The 19,397-nt window shown below is 42.2% G+C and carries 14 protein-coding genes; 7 read left to right on the forward strand and 7 right to left on the reverse strand.

The annotated features are described in order from the left end of the window. Positions 1–161 precede the first annotated feature (161 nt). The 4 genes from BLU33_RS20140 to BLU33_RS20155 all read left to right on the forward strand — a co-directional run bounded on the left by BLU33_RS20140 (position 162) and on the right by BLU33_RS20155 (position 6,504). Positions 162–1,148: an amidohydrolase family protein gene (locus BLU33_RS20140; protein WP_091377402.1), complete on the forward strand. Its 987-nt coding sequence runs from the start codon at positions 162–164 to the stop codon at positions 1,146–1,148. 16 nt (positions 1,149–1,164) lie between these two features. Beyond that, a complete protein-coding gene (locus BLU33_RS20145; RefSeq protein WP_091377405.1) occupies positions 1,165–2,019 on the forward strand; it encodes a helix-turn-helix domain-containing protein in 855 nt (284 codons plus the stop codon). Positions 2,020–2,148: 129 nt separating this feature from the next. Further along, the gene (locus BLU33_RS20150; protein ID WP_091377408.1) at positions 2,149–3,846 is read left to right on the forward strand and encodes a hypothetical protein; all 1,698 of its coding nucleotides are present in this window, start codon (positions 2,149–2,151) and stop codon (positions 3,844–3,846) included. 3 nt (positions 3,847–3,849) lie between these two features. Beyond that, on the forward strand, positions 3,850–6,504 hold the full coding sequence (locus tag BLU33_RS20155; RefSeq protein WP_091377411.1) for an alpha-L-rhamnosidase: 2,655 nt from the start codon (positions 3,850–3,852) through the stop codon (positions 6,502–6,504). A gap of 258 nt (positions 6,505–6,762) precedes the next feature. On the opposite strand, the gene BLU33_RS20160 is transcribed toward BLU33_RS20155, so the two are convergent. Next, the gene (locus BLU33_RS20160) at positions 6,763–7,629 is read right to left on the reverse strand and encodes a Rid family detoxifying hydrolase (RefSeq protein ID WP_091377414.1); all 867 of its coding nucleotides are present in this window, start codon (positions 7,627–7,629) and stop codon (positions 6,763–6,765) included. A gap of 201 nt (positions 7,630–7,830) precedes the next feature. Here BLU33_RS20160 and BLU33_RS20165 point away from each other — a divergent pair, with 201 nt between their 5' ends. Then, entirely contained in the window at positions 7,831–8,391 is a 561-nt protein-coding gene (locus tag BLU33_RS20165; protein ID WP_091377416.1) for a TetR/AcrR family transcriptional regulator, read from the forward strand. 52 nt (positions 8,392–8,443) lie between these two features. Next, complete coding sequence (locus tag BLU33_RS20170) at positions 8,444–9,358, forward strand: alpha/beta fold hydrolase (RefSeq protein WP_091377419.1); 915 nt, start codon at positions 8,444–8,446, stop codon at positions 9,356–9,358. A 146-nt stretch (positions 9,359–9,504) separates the two neighbouring features. Here the strand turns inward: BLU33_RS20170 and BLU33_RS20175 are convergent, their stop codons facing one another. Genes BLU33_RS20175 through BLU33_RS20185 form a run of 3 tightly spaced genes read right to left on the reverse strand, consistent with a single transcriptional unit; the run spans position 9,505 to position 12,734 of the window. Further along, complete coding sequence (locus tag BLU33_RS20175) at positions 9,505–10,947, reverse strand: aminotransferase-like domain-containing protein (RefSeq protein WP_091377422.1); 1,443 nt, start codon at positions 10,945–10,947, stop codon at positions 9,505–9,507. 60 nt (positions 10,948–11,007) lie between these two features. Further along, positions 11,008–11,718 (reverse strand): LytR/AlgR family response regulator transcription factor, encoded by a 711-nt coding sequence (locus tag BLU33_RS20180; protein WP_091377425.1) that lies wholly within the window; start codon positions 11,716–11,718, stop codon positions 11,008–11,010. After that, positions 11,718–12,734: a sensor histidine kinase gene (locus BLU33_RS20185; RefSeq protein WP_091377428.1), complete on the reverse strand. Its 1,017-nt coding sequence runs from the start codon at positions 12,732–12,734 to the stop codon at positions 11,718–11,720. The genes BLU33_RS20180 and BLU33_RS20185 overlap by 1 nt, the downstream gene beginning before the upstream one ends. Positions 12,735–13,033: 299 nt before the next feature. On the opposite strand from BLU33_RS20185, the gene BLU33_RS20190 reads away from it, so the two are divergent. Beyond that, positions 13,034–15,502, forward strand: coding sequence for an outer membrane beta-barrel family protein (locus tag BLU33_RS20190; RefSeq protein ID WP_091377431.1), 2,469 nt, complete (start codon positions 13,034–13,036; stop codon positions 15,500–15,502). Between the two features lie 108 nt (positions 15,503–15,610). Here the strand turns inward: BLU33_RS20190 and BLU33_RS20195 are convergent, their stop codons facing one another. Genes BLU33_RS20195 through BLU33_RS20205 form a run of 3 tightly spaced genes read right to left on the reverse strand, consistent with a single transcriptional unit; the run spans position 15,611 to position 19,382 of the window. Next, positions 15,611–16,480 (reverse strand): hypothetical protein, encoded by an 870-nt coding sequence (locus BLU33_RS20195; RefSeq protein ID WP_091377435.1) that lies wholly within the window; start codon positions 16,478–16,480, stop codon positions 15,611–15,613. 46 nt (positions 16,481–16,526) lie between these two features. Then, positions 16,527–17,789: a YdcF family protein gene (locus BLU33_RS20200; RefSeq protein ID WP_091377438.1), complete on the reverse strand. Its 1,263-nt coding sequence runs from the start codon at positions 17,787–17,789 to the stop codon at positions 16,527–16,529. 60 nt (positions 17,790–17,849) lie between these two features. Next, positions 17,850–19,382: a RagB/SusD family nutrient uptake outer membrane protein gene (locus BLU33_RS20205; protein ID WP_091377441.1), complete on the reverse strand. Its 1,533-nt coding sequence runs from the start codon at positions 19,380–19,382 to the stop codon at positions 17,850–17,852. Positions 19,383–19,397 lie beyond the last annotated feature (15 nt).

Genomic DNA, 19,397 nt, shown 5'->3' on the forward strand with positions numbered 1-19,397 from the left:
TACAGGCCGGGCAGAATTTGGACCACATAATTAATCCACGAATACTCCTATAACTACCACCAATTGCACATTGCGGTTTAAAAGCTGAGTACGTTTCTTTGCATTGTGGTATTTATGAACTGTTCATGAGTACGTAACAGACATTTCTTTAGCACTTTAACATGCGAATAGTTACACTTGAAGAACACATTTCCTTTCCGGAAATGGCTGATAAAATACCCAAAGAGGCTTTGGGTGGCTTCGGTCAATCAGCAGCTATGCAGCGGATAGCTCCAAAACTGGCTGATATTACCGGGGAGCGTCTAAAATCAATGGATGAAAACGGCATTTCTATGCAGGTACTTTCTGTGGACAGTTCAGGCGCTAATTTGTTGAACCCAGAACAAGGCCCTGCTTTTGCTACGCAATATAATGATCTGATTGCCGAAAGAATTGCGGGTTTTGAGCATCGCTTTACGGCTTTTGCCCATCTACCCATGACAGCTCCCCTCGCCGCGGCCGATGAATTGGAACGGGCAGTAAAAGAATACCATTTTCGCGGAGCAATGATCCGGGGGCTGACACAGGATAAATTCTTAGATCAACCCGAATTTGCACCGATATTTGAACGCGCTGAAAAACTTGACGTGCCCATTTATCTCCACCCAGGCCTGCCGCCAAAGGGAATAGCCGATATTTACTATAGCGGGCTACCAAATCATTCGGGTATGGCAGAAGCTTTAGCTTGTTACGGCTGGGGATGGCACTCAGAAACCGCGCTGCATGTTTTACGCCTGCTTTTCTCAGGAATTTTCGATAAGTATCCCAAACTAAAACTAATTATTGGCCACATGGGCGAAATGTTGCCGATGATGATGGCAAGGTCAGAGAAAGCATTCAAACCCGGAAACGGGGGTGCCAATCAGCGTACCCTTACCGATACTTTTCATCAGCAGGTTCATATTACTACCAGCGGCTTTTTCACGCAGCCGCCGTTAAAAATTGCTTTGGATACCTTTGGCATTGATAATATTATGTTTTCTGTTGATTATCCGTTCAGTACAAACGAAATGGGTATTGAATTTTTAAATGCGATTGACCTTCCTAATGAGCAAGTAGCAAAAATTGCCCATGGCAATGCAGACAAACTACTGAATTTAAAGATATAAAGGTATTTTTGTATTGATGAAAAGCATTCCGGTAGATCAGTTACGGGACAAGACAAGTGTTGGTCTACAGATCAAAGCTTTCCGGGCCAGCGATAATCAGCAAAATGAAACGAAAAGCGCTGCTGCTCACCGCGACGATCATTATATCTTCTTCCTGCTTACAAACGGTTCAGGAACTTTAAAGGTCGACTTGCAGGATGTCGTTCTTACCGCCGGTCAACTTTACTATATATTGCCATCACAAGTTCATTACCGGATAAAAACAGACAGCGCTGCAGGGTGGTTTCTGGCAGTGGATACTTCATTAATTCCACCGGATTTCAGGGATATTTTTGAACACCGGCTAAATTCACAGCTGCCGTGCAGGCTAACGGATTACGAATTAAAGCAGTATTCAAACCTGCTCATCCTTTTACATACTGAATTTATTGAACGGCAAGGTGATAAATATTACTTACCTATCATCCATACCCTTGTCCAGTCATTTTTGTCGATGGCGGTCAGCACCTTTAGTTCTATAGAAACTACAGAAAATAAACATACCCGGTCAGCGGAACTTGCCCGTCAATTTAAAAGCTTGCTCACAACGTATAGCCATACCATCAAAAGCCCGTCAGCATATGCCTCAAAACTTAATGTTTCACCGGGTTATTTAAATGAGGCTATAAAAAAAGTTACGGGCTCAACAGTAAGTTATTGGATTCAGCAGGAAATATTCAGTGAAGCTAAGCGCCTGCTATATCATAGCGATGTTGATGTAAAACAAATTGCTCATGAATTGGGATATACTGACTACGCTTATTTTATTCGCTCTTTTCACAAAGCATCTGGCATGTCGCCTTTAAAATTTAGGATGCTTGGCCGTAAGTAATCTTCAAATATCTTGTCTTCATAACTGAAGAAAATAATTGTTTTTACTGTTATAAAAACCCACAGTTGTTACACAGGCAGCATAGCTCAGTACAGCTGCCTGTGTATATTTTATAATTTTACACATCCTATGATTTCAAATAAAAATAACAAAAGCAAAATTTTGCGCATATGCCTTTCCAACAGCCTTATTTGCATTGGAGTATTGATTACCACCACAGCTTTCAGGAGCAAAGATCCGGGGACTAACTCAACGGCCGACAAACCCAAAATAGTCAACATCGTAAATTTTATCCGCCTGCTCGAACCCCGGGATCCTAATATTACGGAAGACGTTTTATATCAAACAGTAGTAAAGCAGGTTGCTTTAATGAAGAAATATCACCTGGGTGGCACATTTCTTTTACAATACGATGCACTCATGGATAAAAGGTACCAAACACTTTTGGCCGGCTTGCCCAAAGGCTCTTTCGAGATAGGGGCCTGGTGGGAAATACCCCAACCCCTAGTGGAAAATGCCGGACTAAAGTGGCGCGGAAGATATCCATGGGACTGGCGGGCTAACATCGGTTTTTCTACAGGTTATACGCAACAGGAGCGGATAAAACTGATAGATGTTTATATGAAGGATTTTAAAAAAATATTTGGCTATTATCCAAAATCCGTAGGGTCATGGTTTATTGATGCATACAGTTTAAACTATATGTATCAGAAATATCATATCGTAGCATCCTGCAATTGCAAAGATCAATACGGTACAGATGGCTATACCCTATGGGGCGGCTACTGGAACCAGGCCTATTACCCGAGCAAGCTGAATTCATATATGCCTGCCCAAAATGCGGTTAACCAAATACCTGTACCCATTTTCAGGATGCTTGGCAGTGATCCGATTCGTCAATATGGCGATGCGCCAGGCAAACAAAGACAAGGCGTGATTACTTTAGAACCAGTTTATCCTCATGCAGGCGGCGACTCAACATGGGTTGCCTGGTTCTTTAATGAATTTGTAAATGGCGCATCAACCAACTTCGCCTATACGCAAGCCGGGCAGGAAAACTCTTTCACCTGGGATGCAATGGAAAAAGGATTAACCCTGCAATTTCCGCTGATTGAAAAATTGAGAGATGAAAAAAAGGTCAGGGTAGAAACACTGGAAGCATCCGGCAGGTGGTTCAAAGAACATTTTAAAGTTACCCCGCCAACTTCAGTTACTATTAATAACGACCTGCCAGGCAGTAATGACAAAACCGTTTGGTTTGATAGCCGCTATTACCGTGCTAACCTGTTATGGGAAAATGAAAATTTACGGTTCCGGGATATTCACCTGTTTAATGAAAAATTCCGTTCAAAGTATGAAACCCAGGTAGCTACATCTAATGAATGTTCATTTTTTACACTGCCCGTTGTTGATGGCTATTTATGGAGCACACCAGATGAGCCGGCTGGCCTTAAATTCAAGGCTATTGTTAACGGACAGGAGACACTATTAGAAGGAGGCATCCCGGTAATAACCGATGGCACAGCAGGAAAACTATTGGTAAGCTGGCCATTAAAGGGTGATAACGGCACATTGAAAATTGAATTTACGGAAAAACAAATCCAAATATCAGTAGCAGGCAATAAACATCTCGATTGGTTTTTAGACCTGACCAGTAATGCTCAAATTACATTGCCATTTACTACTGTCACCGGAAACCACCTGAACGCCCGGTTTGAAGGTATGGCTTATTCCGTTAATGCCACCAAGGGCACATTCTCCACACCTGGTAACAATGTTCAATTCAGGCTTAAGCCAACTCAAAATCAGATCGTACTAAATTTATAACTTATGCTTTGTGCTATTTTTCAACTTTTGTTTCTTTTCGGGATACATGCGCCGGTAAAAGCTGTTGCCCTCAAATGCGAATACCTCAGCAATCCAATAGGCATTGATGCGCCCAATCCGCGTTTAACATGGCAATTGAGTGATGACAAGCAAGGCGCAAAGCAAACAGTCTATCAAATTACAGTAGGTACAGACTCACTCGCTGTTAGCAATGGCCAGGGCATCGCTTGGCAAACTGATAAAGTTAACTCATCAACCAATTTAATAGCTTATGCCGGCAAAGCCCTGCAACCTTACACCAAATATTTTTGGAGTATAAGCTTGTGGGATAAAGACGGTAAGAAGATAGCAGCACCAACCATAGCCAGTTTTGAAACCGGGCTTATGGGCATCAAAAACTGGAAAGGCTATTGGATAAGTGATGATCATGACATCAACACAAAGCCTGCATCCTATTTCAGAAAAACCTTTGAAACCGGTAAAAAGATTGTATCAGCACGGGCTTATATTGCTGCGGCTGGTTTATATGAGCTGTATATCAACGGCAAAAAAGTAGGCGACCACCGCCTCGATCCGATGTATACCCGGTTCGACAGGCGTAATCTGTATGTAAGCTACGATGTAACGGCCGATCTGCAAACCGGAAAAAATGCTATTGGCGTAATTTTAGGCAATGGCTGGTATAACTTCCAGTCTGTTGGCGTATGGGATTTTGAAAGGGCACCATGGCGAAACCGCCCTGCATTTTGCCTCGATCTGCATGTTACCTATGATGATGGCTCGGTAGAAACCATTACATCCGACAAAAGCTGGAAAACATCATTCGGCCCCATCATTTATAACAGCATTTATACAGGCGAACAATACGACGCCCGTTTAGAGCAACCGGGCTGGGATACCGCAAATTTTGATGATACCAAATGGAACGGCATTGCTAACCGCCAGGCACCATCGCTAAATATTGTGTCACAGGCTATGCAGCCCATCCGTAATGTGGAGAAGATCATCTGCAAAAGCATGAGTAAGATAAACGACACCACCTATATTTTTGATATGGGCAGGAACATTGCAGGCGTAAGCCAGATCACTTTAAATGGCGATTCGGGTACCATCGTGAGGCTTACCCACGCAGAACGCTTATATAAAAATGGCTATCCTGATCAATCAAATGTTGATTATTTTCTATCCACCCCCACCCGCAAAAGCGATCCGTTTTCAACAGATATTTATAAACTGAGCGGCAAAGGCCAGGAAACCTTTATGCCCCGTTTTAATTATAAGGGCTTTCAATATGTAGAGGTGACCAGCAACAAGCCTATCAGCTTAACTAAAGAAAGCTTGGTGGCTTATTTTATGCACAGCGATGTTGAACCAACAGGCAGCATCAGCTCTTCAAGTGAACTGATCAACAAATTATGGGCGGCTTCAAACGCGTCTTATTTATCAAACCTGTTTGGCTATCCAACCGATTGCCCACAGCGCGAAAAAAACGGATGGACAGGTGATGCGCATATTGCCAGCGAAACAGGTTTATATAATTTTGATGGCATCACTATTTATGAAAAATGGATGGCCGATCACCGCGATGAGCAGCAGCCTAACGGCGTATTACCATCTATAATTCCAACTGATGGCTGGGGTTACGAATGGGGTAATGGGCCGGACTGGACGAGTACCATCGCCATTATCCCCTGGAACGTTTATCTGTTTTATGGCGATCCTAAGTTACTGAGCGATTGCTATGGTAATATCCAGCGCTATGTGAATCACATCAATGAACTTTACCCAACAGGCTTAACCACCTGGGGACTGGGAGATTGGGCGCCAGTAAAATCAAAAACCCCGGTTGAACTTACCTCATCGGCTTATTATTATGTAGATGTAAACATACTGGCAAAAGCGGCTAAAATATTAGGCAAAGCCGGTGATTATGCAAAGTATTCGACCTTAGCCACTAAAATTAAAGATGCAATTAATGCCAAATACCTGAACCCCAAAACAGGTATTTATGCCGAAGGCCATCAAACGGAGCAAAGTGTACCGCTTTGCTGGGGCATAGTGCCCGATAGTTTAAAGGCTCAAGCCGCAGCCCATCTTGCTGATTCAGTAGCTGCCAACAATTTCCATCTGGATGTTGGTATATTGGGTGCTAAAGCCATATTAAATGCCCTGAGTGAAAACGGACAGGCACAAACGGCTTATAGATTAGCTTCGCAGGATACCTACCCATCATGGGGATGGTGGATTGTAAATGGGGCTACTACATTGTATGAAAACTGGAACATTAACGCACCAAGAGACTTGTCATTAAACCACATTATGTTCGGTGAAATTGATGCCTGGTTGTACAAGGCCCTGGGCGGCATAAAGCCGGATGAAACCCAGCCCGGCTTTAAAAATATATTATTGTCGCCCAATTTTGTAACAGGCCTTGATCATTTTGAAGCTACGCATACCGGGCCTTATGGTAAAATAATATCTTCATGGAAACGTGTTGGCAAGGGCATTAATTATGCTGTTACCGTCCCTGCAAATTCTACGGCAAGTATTGTTTTCCCAACTAATGATGGTAAAAAGGTGTATGCTAATGGTAAAGAACTGTCTATACAAAATAATTACCAACTGCAGGCAGGTAGTTATGAGTTTGAGATAAAGTAGGTTTTATCGGTTAATGACTGAGCGTGTTGACCAGGATAAAGTCAGCACGCTCAGATGGGAAATCATAGGTGTTCGGAAGATTTATTTTTCTTACGAATATAGAGTGTGGGGTCACCCTGAGGCACTCGAAGGGTAAGCGTAAAGGCCTTTGCCCGCATGCTTCGAGGGCCTCAGCATGACACCCTTTTTTAATCTTCCGAACACCTATAGATGGGAAATAAAAAGACGATTTCATATATGCCAATTGAATTGCCGGGATCAGTTATTAAAATCTGCTACTGCCGCAATTTCAACATGTGCCTGGCGTGGTAACTCCTTAACAGCAATACATACCCTCGCCGGGAATTTCTTGCCGAAATAGTTGCTGTAAACTTTATTGAGTGCAGCGTAGTTATCCATACTTGTAAGGTATATCGTTACATTAACCAGGTCTTTGTAATGAAGCCTGTTTTTCCGCAACACATTGCCAAGATTTTCCATCACCTGCGTTGCTTCGGCTTCAAACCCTGTGTTTACCAGTTCACCGGTATGGTCTATTCCTATCTGGCCGGATATATATAATACATCTCCGGAAATGTAAGCATCCGGGAAAGGTAAACCGGCTTTGCTTGAACCGGACTTAACGCTGCTATTATTCTGCTGCTGGATTTCTGTACCTTTCCGGTCAATCTGTACCCAGTATTCAACTATCTTTCCGCCAGCCACCCTATAAACCGCGCTCCCTATCTCAGTTACCGGTAATCCCGTGGGTTTAAATCCATCAACATCACCTGTCTGATTCCCGGTTTGTTTCCAGCGGGCATAAACCTTGTCATTGCTGGCGATGAGTTCAGTTACCTCAAACTGGTAATGGCCATAACCTTGCAGGAATTCATTGACATGCTGGGTATAATTTTCCGGTGTTCTGGTAATGGTTTCCGGATGCTCCGCATTAAGCTGGTGCGCTTTTACCGAATCTGCCATAAATTCTGAAGCTCTTTCGGGCGATTTCCCGGAACGAACAATTTCAAGGAAATTCCTTACCGTGTTTTCTGCTAATTGTGTAGTATTCATAGTTGTATTTTGTGCGTTACTGCTTACTGATATCACCAATAAAAACAAGAGAGCAATGGTGTAATTTTTCATGATATAGGGGGTTAAATGAACACCACAAATTTGATCAAATACCTTAAAATATAACAGATACAGTTTCTATATATTTAATAGTAACAGATTAAAACCTCACATATAGCGGGTTAGCCATTCCGACCAGTCATTACACGATTAAATTATATAGACCTATCTATTTTTTAATAAAATATTCTATATTTGTAGCCAATCAGCATCATGCAAAACAAGATCAAATTAAGGGACAGAATAATTGGTGTTGCAAGCGACCTCTTTCACCGCCAGGGATACAACCAGACGGGTGTTAATCAGATTATAGCCGAAGCTGACATTGCTTATGCTTCCCTTTACAATAATTTTTCATCCAAAAATGATTTGCTAATAGCCTATCTGGAAAAACAGTCAGTTGATTTTTTTGATAGGTTTGATAGTTTCAGCAAGGGTATCAGCAAACCGAAGGAAAAACTATTTAAATTAATTGATTACAGGGTTGAACTACAAAAGCCTGATTTTCTGGGCTGCCCTTTTACAAAAATCATTGCTGAAATAGGAACGGCAGATTCTAAAGTGCACCGGATTGTTGAACAGCACAAGGACAAACAAAGAAAGCATCTGTACGAATTACTTATGCAAATTGAATGCACTGACCTATTAGACAAACGGGTGCTCTCTGACAGCTTATTTCTAATGATTGAGGGGGCAACCGTAAATTCTACAGTCAGCAGAAATTTCGCACCAATCGAAAATGTCAGAAATTTTCTGATGAAAATAATAATCTAAAAAAATTTAATTAAAAATAAATAGATAGATCTATATAAATATACAAAACACAATGATATCAGCTAACGAAACTTTCAATGGAAGCTTTCCATTTACACCTAATTTTTCAATTGCACCGGGATTTAAAATGCATTATGTAGATGAGGGCAAAGGCCCGGTGATTGTCTGCCTGCATGGAGAACCAACCTGGGGATATCTGTTCCGGCACCTGATCCATCAGCTTTCGGGTACCCACCGGGTAATTGTACCGGATCATATGGGTTTCGGAAAAAGCGAAACGCCAGCCGACAGAACCTATTGGCTTCAGGACCATATCAACAACCTGGAAAAATTCATCCTTGATCTCAATCTTCATGACATCACACTCATTATAAATGATTTTGGCGGACCTGTGGGGATGGGTTTTGCAGCCAGACACCCCGAACGGGTTGTCCGGATCATTAGCGTGAATGGTCCTACCCCGTTTGGCCAGCCAGATTTAGGCCAGCTTTTTGAAGCAAATATGAAGGTGTCTCCCTGGTTTCAATGGATTTTGCAGGCAGAAAAAAATGGCAATCTTGAATCTGTTTTGAATGAACTGCATTATAATATACTGAGCACATTAAAATTGAACGGCTTTGAGCAAAATGATTTAATAACTGACGAATGGCTTAAAGCATACCGGTCGCCTTTTACCAGCTCCGGGGAGTGCCTTGGTGCGATTGGATGGGCAAAAGGATTGGCAGGTGGAAAACATCAGTTTGAAGAACCTACTCAGCAGGTTAAAGTGCAGATCGGCAAACTACCGGCAATGGCTATCTGGGGCAAAGCCGATAGAACGTTGCAATCCCGTTATTTTCTTCCACTCTTTCAATCAGTATTTCCCGAAGGGTTGATATACGAACTGGAAAAGGCCGGTCATTATAGTTTAGAGGATGCTCCTGAAGTGATTGGTTTATTAATTCGCCAGTTCATACAGCTCACTTAGTGACAGATTCAGGGCGACAGTATTAATCGTTGAAGCCTGTCAATAATTATTGTTTAAGAATTTACCTGGTGTAATACCCATATAATATAAAAAGCTATGGTGGAAATGAATGATAGCCATGACTTCGTACTTTTATTAATGACAATTTATCCAGCTCGCCCAACTGAGCTCTCATAAACCTCGCTCAGTATTCGCCCAAGTTCAATAAGCGCTTTTTGCACTTTATTTTCCCATAGATTGCAATAACTGATACGCATGTAGTGCTGATAATCACCTTTAGCAGAAAAAATCTCGCCCGGAGCATATGACACCTCGTGCTGAAAAGCCTTTTCCTGAAAAGCTACTACATTGATATTTTCGGGTACCTCTACCCAGATAACCAGCCCGCCGTTAGGCCTCGTTACTTTGGTTCCCTCCGGAAAATGTTGCTCAATAAGGTTAGTGGTACGGATCAGGTTCTTGTTCAGTTCAAGCCTGAATTTCTGTAAATGCCGTTCATAAGAGCCCGAGCTGAGCAATTGCAGCACAACCCGCTGATTAAAATTGGAGGTTGAACCGTTATGCATTGATTTGATCCTGGCTACTTCGTAGGCAAACCGGCCCGCTGCACACCATCCTATTCTAAACCCGGGGACCAGTGTTTTGGTAAAGGAGTTACAATACATCACCCAACCATCAGTATCATACGCCTTGATCGTATCGGGCCTGCTCCCTCTAAAAAATAACTCACCATAAAGGTCATCTTCAATAACCGGAATGTGATGGGTGTTCGCAAATTCGGCAATCTGTTTTTTCCCTTCTGTACTTATACTCGCGCCATCCGGATTATTAAAATTACTAACCAGTACACAGGCTTTAATATTTAATTTTTTACAGGCAGCTTTCAGATCATTTACTGCTATACCTGTTTCCGGATGTGATGGTATCGTGGCGATTTTCAGATCCAGGCATTCTAACACCTGCATAACACCATAATAGCAGGGATCCTGTACTAAAACGGTATCGCCGGGTTTCGTTACAGTTTGAAGGCAGCATAGGATTGCTTCCGTTGCTCCATTGGTGATAATCAATTCGTCGGCATGCGTTGAACCCTTCCAAAGAAACGATCTTTTGGCAATCTCTTCCCGCAACTGCCTGTTACCATACCGGCTTTCCAGCATTAAATAATTGCCGCTGATATCCCTTGAAGTTTGCTGTATGGCCCGTTTTATACTGTTAAAAGGCAGCAACCGATGGTCGGGCAGGGCATTGGCAAATGAAACAAAATTTCTGCCGGTTTCGTCGTTCCGCAGCTTTTGCAGCAGCTTGTCAATATGTACACTTCTTTCGGATAAAGATACGGGCAATGCCTGCGGCAAAGGCAACTTTTTACCGGGGCGATGATTAACAAAATACCCTGATTTCTCCCGCGAGGTGATTAAACCTTTATCAATCAAATAATTGAAAGCCTGCAAAACAGTACCTATACTCAGGCCGTTTTCCTTATGTAAACTGCGTAATGAGGGTAATTTGTCTTCAGCCTTATAAATTTCGCTATCAATCATAGCGGCAATTTTATTTGCGAAGCCTATGTAAACAGGTTCTTTCATAAGTTAAAGGTAAACTGTTACAGCTATAAAAACAAAAATAAAATCTGTTTTACAGAGAGATCAAAACTTATTTTTATGGATGACCTCCATAAATCGCTCTCTGAATTTTTCACTTATGGGAATACGTTTATCAGCGATATAAATATGATTATCCTCAATTTTACTTAGCTGTTCATAATTGATGATATAAGAATTGTGTACCCTGATAAATGGCGACTTAAGTTGCTCTTCAATATCCTTTAACCGGCGGTATATCAGCAATTGTTCCTGACCTGTCGCCAGTCTTACATAATCTTTCTCCCCTTCAAAATACAGAATATCCTTCAGTACTATTTTCCTTAATACTTTCCCTGATTTTACGAAAAAAAACTCTTGACTCTGTTCGTCATTTGGCAGATGTTCCGGTGCGGGTTTTAAAAAATACTGTTCTATTTTTTGCACTGATGCCAAAAAGCGTTTTAAGGTGATTGGTTTCAGCAAGTAATCGATAGTTTGAAAAGCATAGCTTTCCACAGCATATTCAGAATAAGCCGTGGTGAAAACAATTTTGGTTTGGGGTGGCAATAAGCTAGCCAGTTCCATACCCGTTAGCTTCGGCATATTAATATCCAGAAAAATAAAATCAACCTGGTTGTTTTTTAAAAACGCTAATGCTTCCAGTGCATCATAGCACTTCGCTTTCAGGGTCCATGTTGTACTTTGCCTTATCAATAGCTCCACAAGATCAATTGCGTCGGGCTCATCATCAATGATTATGCAGTTTAAATTCATTAAAGCGGGATTTTTAAAAATGCAGTATATAATTCTCCATCCTGATCAATACTAAGTTCAAATTTCGATCCGTATAACATCCTGAGCCTTTTGGTTAAGTTAACTATCCCAAATCCGCTAGGTTGATTAGTTGCCACCGAAAGCACCTTACGATTACTAGTCTTAAAAACCAGGTAGCCATCTTGCTGCACCAGTGAAATAGTTACCTGATTTTGCCTTCGCGATTTATCGATCCCGTGTTTGAAAATATTTTCTACAAAGGTCATCAGCAACATGGGCGGAATGCGGAGCTCCGGGTTATATACCTTCTCAAAATTAATAGTGGCACCATGCCTGATGCGGATTTTTTCAAGCTCCATATAGTTTTCAATGAATGCCACTTCGATGGCTACCGGTACTTCTTCTTTTGGGCTTTCATCAACAAAATAACGCATAATGTCCGACAGGCGCTCTATTAAACCGGCCGATAGCGGATCAACTTTATAAACCCGGTAGTAAATGTTATTCAGCACATTAAAGAGGAAGTGTGGCTGTACCTGTGATTTGAGTAAGTTGAGCTCAGCCTGGCTTTTCTGCAAAAGGATTTCCTCGGTTTGCTGCTTTAAGGTGAAGTAGGCGATAGCAATACGAAAAACCAGGCTCAGGATATAGATCAGCACGCCGCCCGGGACATAACCGAGCAGTGCAAGCAAATTTACAGGGTTTGCTTTTATCAATAAAAAATGCTGATAAAGTATTATAGATGCATATCCCCTTAAAACACCAGTGGCGATCAAAAAAAGCGTTACCGTTATGCCGTACCAAACAAACCTTCTTTTTTGATAAAACACCGGATATAAGACCAGAATATTCCCATAAATAATGATGGCGTACGATGCTGTGTTGACTATCGTATATATGACTGATTTCAGCAGGCCATCCATCGGCAACAGCGAAAAAAAGATTAACAATAGCACAGCCGCCCAAATCAGCACCTGGAGCTGAATGATACCCGGTCTGTACCTCGATATTTCCATCAGAGTTTTTTGTTTTAAGATAAAGAATCAGTCCGCTATGGCACGAATTATTTATTCATTACTGTTTATCAGCTGTTAATCTTCAAAAATACCAACCTTTTCTATTTTCAGGCACTCGTTTATACAGTTAGCCCATTATTCCCTGTAATTACCTGCAAAATTCAGATAAACACCAAAACGATGGGGAAACTCAAGTTACCGGATAAATCGCTCTCCTGGTTGAAAATAGAACGAACAGTATCGAATTGATTATTGAAACCTGTTTGTAAAAGACAGCTTTGAGTATCAAAAGTCAATTCATGAAATTACTTAAAATGAAAATTACAGCGGCGCTAATACTAATGATAACTGTCGCTGCATATGGTCAGAATAGCACAAAAATAACCGGGACTGTCAAGGATTCATTCACCCATGAAAACATCCCGTTCGCAACCGCTTCTTTAGTCGATCAGCATACAAAAACCACAATTAAAGGGGTTCAAACTGACATAAACGGCAATTTCGTACTTGAAAATTTACCTGCCGGGACATTTACGCTGCGGATAGTTTATGTTGGCTACGAGTACCTGTTGAAAGAGAACATTATCATAGGCCCGGCAACCGGTAATTTTAATTTAGGCAACCTGCTGATGGAACCCTCAAAAAACACCTCGCTAAAGGAAGTAATGGTTACGGGCAAAAGAGCAGCACTGCAAAATATCGATGGCAAAAAGATATTCTCAGTTAATCAAAGCCTGGTGAGCAAAGGGGGCAGCGCGGCAGATCTGTTACAAAACGTCCCCACCCTGCAAATTGATGGCAATGGCAATGTAAGCCTGCGCGGGTCGACCGGCGTTAAAGTACTGGTTGATGGCAAACCTTCAGTTATTGCAAATGGCGATATTACCCAGATTCTTCAATCCATACCGGCCAGCTCAATTGAAAGCATAGAGGTAATTGCCAACCCATCAGCTAAATATGATGCCAATGGCGAGGGCATTATCAATATCATCCTTAAAAAGAACAGCAAACCCGGATTTAACGGCTCAGTGGAACTTGGTGGCGGCACCCGCGATAACTATAACGGCAGTGCAAATCTGAGCTACCAAAGCGGCAAGGGAAACCTGTACGGAAACTATAGTGTTAAAAATGGGAATACCTATAGCAATGGCTTTCAATACATGACATTCCTGAAACCTACCGACTCCGTTCGTTATTCCAATGAAACATTTCCCTCTGTTACCAGGAACAAGATCCAGTTTTTAAAAGCCGGGATTGATTATTCATTAACACCGAAAAGCATATTGGGTATTTCGGGCAGCCTCAACTTACGCAATACTCATCGTGATGAGGTTTTAAGTATTGATAACCTGGCTGCCAACAGCCTCCCTGTACAGTCAAGTACACGCAATAACACCACAAATAACAATGGCAATAGTTATGAGCTGGATGTGGATTACAGCCAGCATTTCAAAAAGCCTAAGGAGGAACTTACTTTCAACTTTTCTTATGCCTATGGCAATTTTCGTAATTTCCAGGAATATCAAACGCATCTTATAAACGTTAACGGGCAAAAATCACTTCCCCTGGATACGCCATTAATAAGCGATATAAGAAATAATGCTACTAATTATAACATACAGGCAGATTACGTTTTGCCGGTGGGCAAAACCGGCCAATTCGCAGCCGGTTATCGCAGTCAGATCACGCTGGGTAATAACAACCAGTATGCCTATGGTGTTACCGGTACCGGCGTGGTTCCGGTTTATGATTTTACCAGCTTTTTCAGCAGTAATAACCAGGTGCATGCTGTTTATTTGAACTATAAGGATCAGATCGCTGATTTCAGCTACCAGTTAGGTTTAAGAGCCGAAGATAGCCACCTGAATGCTACCTTCAGGAGTTATGACGCAAACAACTCATTATTTGCTGATCCTGTAAAAGTTCCAAGTAAGGGGTTATACCCGAGTGTACTGCTAACGGAAAAACTTGAGAACAATAGCCAGTTGCAGTTCACATTTACGAACCGGGTTTCACGGCCGACTGCAAGGGAGCTGAACTCCGCCACCGATTTCTCCGATCCGGTAAATTACGAAAGGGGCAATCCGGCTTTAAGGCCCGAAAGCATCAATGCCTTAGAACTGGATTACAACAAAAGCTGGGAAAACATATCATTTACATCCGGCATCTATTACAACCAGATTAATAATGTAATTAAGCATATAGAGAGCGACCCGGTTGACGGCGTGGTGATAACAACTGCTCAAAATTTAAAGCGCTCAACTACTACCGGGCTTGAACTGATTGGTCATTTTGATGTGGTTAAAGGATGGGACTTTACCGCCAATACCAATATTTACGAGCGGGATAATGACGCGGCTCCTCAATTTGGCATTGCCCGTAACACAGGCGTTAGCTGGAATGCAAACGTGACCAGTAATGTATCTCTTCCGGAAAGAATATCGCTGCAAATCCGCGCGGATTACCGGGCACCGGACATGATTGTACAGGACAAAAACCGGGCGGCTTTTGGCATGGATGCCGCTGCAAAGTATGATTTGCCGGGGAACAGGGCTTCGCTGACTTTCAACGCTAATGATATTTTTAACAGCAGGAAGTGGGCATTTTTAAGAAGTAGCGATGATCTGTTACTCGATTTTGAACGACGCACAGTGGGCTCAAGGGCTACATTAACTTTTTCCTATCGCTTTGGCACTGGTGCCGGCTCCTCAAAACAGCCCAGAAAAAAGGAAGTGAGGCCGGATAAACGGATCGACGATGCTTCATAGATTAACAAGCACAAGAATCTTCAATCGTTCTTAAGATCAGTTAATTATAAATCAGGCCTCGGAAGGAAGGCCTGATTTATTGTATTTGCTATCAAATGGGACGGGCTGTTACCAGCTAATATCCATAAAATTAACGTTCCTTTTACGTGATGAGGTGACAGCTACGCCCTTATCCTTACCGTTAAAAGCAAAACCTTCCAGTTCATCAGCACGTTGGTCTATATCAACTACTTTAATTACCTGTTGCTCGCCTTTTTCAATAGACTTCTCCAGATCAACATAAGTAAAGCGCCATTTGCGGCCCTCTATTTGGTTTTGTATCAATACAATTATTCCTTTATCTGCAATCCAGTAAAGGTTTTGTACCCATGGTGTACACGTGAATTTTTTGTAGAGCACACCCGGTTCGCTTGTTTTTGAGCACTGGCTTAAACGTTCAGGATCGTACAAACGGACTTCATTGCCATGATTGCCATAATCAGCCGTTGCCACATACCATTTATGTTGATATTCAACATATTCCGGGCGGGTGCCTTGTATACAGGCATCATCGCTAATGGTTTTCAGCAGATTGCCACCGTCCAGCGTTCCTGTTTTCCAGAGGCCGGCCCAGTTAATACAATAGATCATCGCTTTCCATGCTTTTTCTCCCGGGGCAGGTTTAACAGAGTTCCCCATAAACACAGGCAGGTTACCGTGATAGGCGACCCCGGTAGGATGATTGATCACATTTTTGCCATCAACGGTAAGCTTGCATTCTTTATGGTCGTAAGTTAAAGTATCATGATCAAATGAGAATTGCCTGATCATGCCTACTTCCCTATCGCCATATAATAAAGCTTTTCCATGCTGAATGGATACGCCCTGGCAGGCACCCAGTGAATCAATAGTTGTTTCCTTTACCAGGCTCATGCTAACATCGCCCGTAAACAGAAAAGAAAGCAGACCTGTAAATAATAAAATAGCTATCGTCTTCATTTAATTTATTATTAATGAGTTATGATAAAGTTGAATTTCGCATTGCCTATGGGTCAAGCGGATCAAGCGGGTCCATGTGCAGGGATTCAAATACCGGGTAGTATACTATATCCTGATTTGAAATGCTCTTTTTATCGCGATACGGCACATAACCTAATTCATGCTGGTTACGCCTGTCGAAGGCGGCATTCATGGCATAATCGTGCTGACTTTTACTGGTAACAAATAACGATGGTTTGCTTATTGGTATACCATAACGGATCATCAGGCGGTTAGCGTTCCTGATATTTGTGGTGGTGTGGCGCGCGTGCGGATCAATAATGATCGCATCTTCAGGAATGTTGTATTTACCCATCAGGTATTTTTTCATTTCAATGGCTTCGCAGTATGGGCCCCTGAAAGGATAGCAATAACCACCACTGGTAATAATATATGGTGCCAATCCTTTTAGATAACGTGCAGCAGCAGCATCGCAATGGATCTTATTATCCGGACTGATCGGCGTGGTATACAACTCAGGACCATTGCCCGGTATAACTATGGCCGCATAAGCATATTTAGCCCATTGCACTTGTTTTACCCTATCAAAAGCCTTTTTATTTTCCTTTTGTTCCATGGGCTCAAAACGTGCAGGCTCATCGCGGTCATTCGCCTGCATTAGTTGCATCGCTATAGCTAAAGACGGTTGATAAAACAATTGCATCTGATCTGTCTGCTCATCCAACTGGCCGAAAATATCTTTTAGCACCATGCGGTAATAACGGCTGGTAACCACATAGCTGGCGCTATCAATCCGCGGGTAACGCATTTTTTTGCCCATGCCGAACTGATCTATGATATAATTGATACCATAAATGTATTGTCCCCAGGCTTTAAGCAATAGCTCCTCGTTACTTAGAGGTGCAAAGCGTTGATAGTACCCGCTCGCCCTTAGATCACTGTCTATAACACGGTTAAAAACAGCTGTGTTAGCTGCATATATGGCTTTAACCGCTGCATTAATCTTGATCGAATCGTCTGAAGTATATTTAAAATCGGTTAACAGAGTTACAGGATAACTGCAGGTATCTGTTACGTGCTGTTTTAGTAAGGTTACCCTGCTGGTTAATATGGATGATAATACCTCATTCTTACGCAAAAGAGCAGAAGTAGCCGGATCATGTTCTATAACGGTAAGTAAATAGAAGTCTTTATCGGCCACTAAATTACCTGAATGGAGAAAATGATAAGATGGGTTATAGCCGGGCGCCTGCCCCAAAGCAACCCTTATAAGTACGCCCAGGATGAGCGTTAAAATAATTCTCTTCATAATTTTTTGATTAAAGCATAAAGGGAATATTTCATCCCTTTATGTTGTTAATATTACCTGTTAATACCCCGGATTTTGGTACATTTTTACCGGATCAAGGTTGTATTCTTTAAACGGTATAGGGTAATACCGGTCTTTGGTTGAAAAGTTAGCCAATACTGCCGACCCAAAGTTAGCCTGGCTTTTTGCCTGGAAATAACTTACCAGCTCTGTCGTACTAAAAGTACGCAGCAGGTCAAACCAGCGATGGTGTTCAAACGCCAGCTCTACACGCCTTTCATGTAAAATAGCCAGTTTAAGGGTTGGGAAATTAGTACTGTATGGCGCTGTTTGTGATGATACTTCGTAAGATGGCATACCGGCCCTTGCACGTATCATATCCACGTATTGTATAGCCGTAGCGGTATTGCCCAAATAATTATTTACTTCGGCAAGCATTAATATTACGTCGGCGTAGCGCATTAATATCCAGTCGTTACCACCATAGCCGTTTACACCTGCGGCACTGCTCACGTCCCTGAATTTAGTAACATACCAGTCTTTAACGCTGGGCGCATTAGCATAGGCGATAGAAAACGCCATACGCGGGTCACCGGTTTCGTATTCATTCACCAGGTCATGGGTAACGTTATCCCCTACTGACGAGGATGGCTTCTGCGAGTCGATGGTTTCGCCGCTGGCCTGGCTGTTTGCCGCAATAACGGAACTGTAAATAGGATCGCCCTGTTTATATACAATTTGCCAGATCAGCTCCGGACAGGTTGATTTCTTGGTAACATCAAAAACATCCGTATAAGGAATTGACGACAAGCTGCTAAAGGTTTTGTAGTTATAAGCCGCTGTAAGATAGGTTAGGGCATTGTTTAAATTAGCGGTGCGGTTTGTCTGATCCTCTGTGGTGGCCATGGTTAAATACACCTGCCCCAGCAAAGTATTAACCGCCGCTAGTGATAACCTGCCTATAGTGCCTGTTGCTTGTGTAGTTGGCAGTGGGCTGTTTACGGCATCCTTCAAATCACTAACTATCTGAGCGTAAACTGCGGCTTCGGAAGCACGGAAAGTAAGCGCGGTAATCTGATCTGTTGTTGTAGGCTGAACAGTTACCAATGGAATGGCACCAAACTCCCGTACCATATGAAAATAGATAAGCGCTCGGATGGTTTCTGTTTCGGCTTTATAGATCAGTTTATTGTTCGCATTGGTGAATGTTGCCTTATCAATATTCCCAAGTATGATATTACAATCCGAAATTACATTGTACATAGCCAGCCAATGCGCATACAAATAACTATTGCCCGGAACCAATGAAAAGTTATTGAACTGAAATGGTTCGCCGGAGTTAGACTGACTGTCGTTAGTACCAGTATCGTCTGAACGTTGGTCGGTCCACAGATCACTGGTTTCACCAATTGTATTGGTATTGCGTAGCGCTGAATAGCAACCGTTAACGGCCAACAGAACATCGTTCTCCGTTTTAAAGTAACTAGTTATAGCTACTGAGTTAGGATCACTTTGCTGCAAAAAGTCTTTTTTGCATGAGCCCAATGCTAATAAAAGCAACAGGCTAAATGATTTGATTTTTATATTCTTCATCTTTTCAGAATTTAT

The organism is Mucilaginibacter mallensis, assembly GCF_900105165.1.
Classification (GTDB): Bacteria; Bacteroidota; Bacteroidia; order Sphingobacteriales; family Sphingobacteriaceae; genus Mucilaginibacter; species Mucilaginibacter mallensis.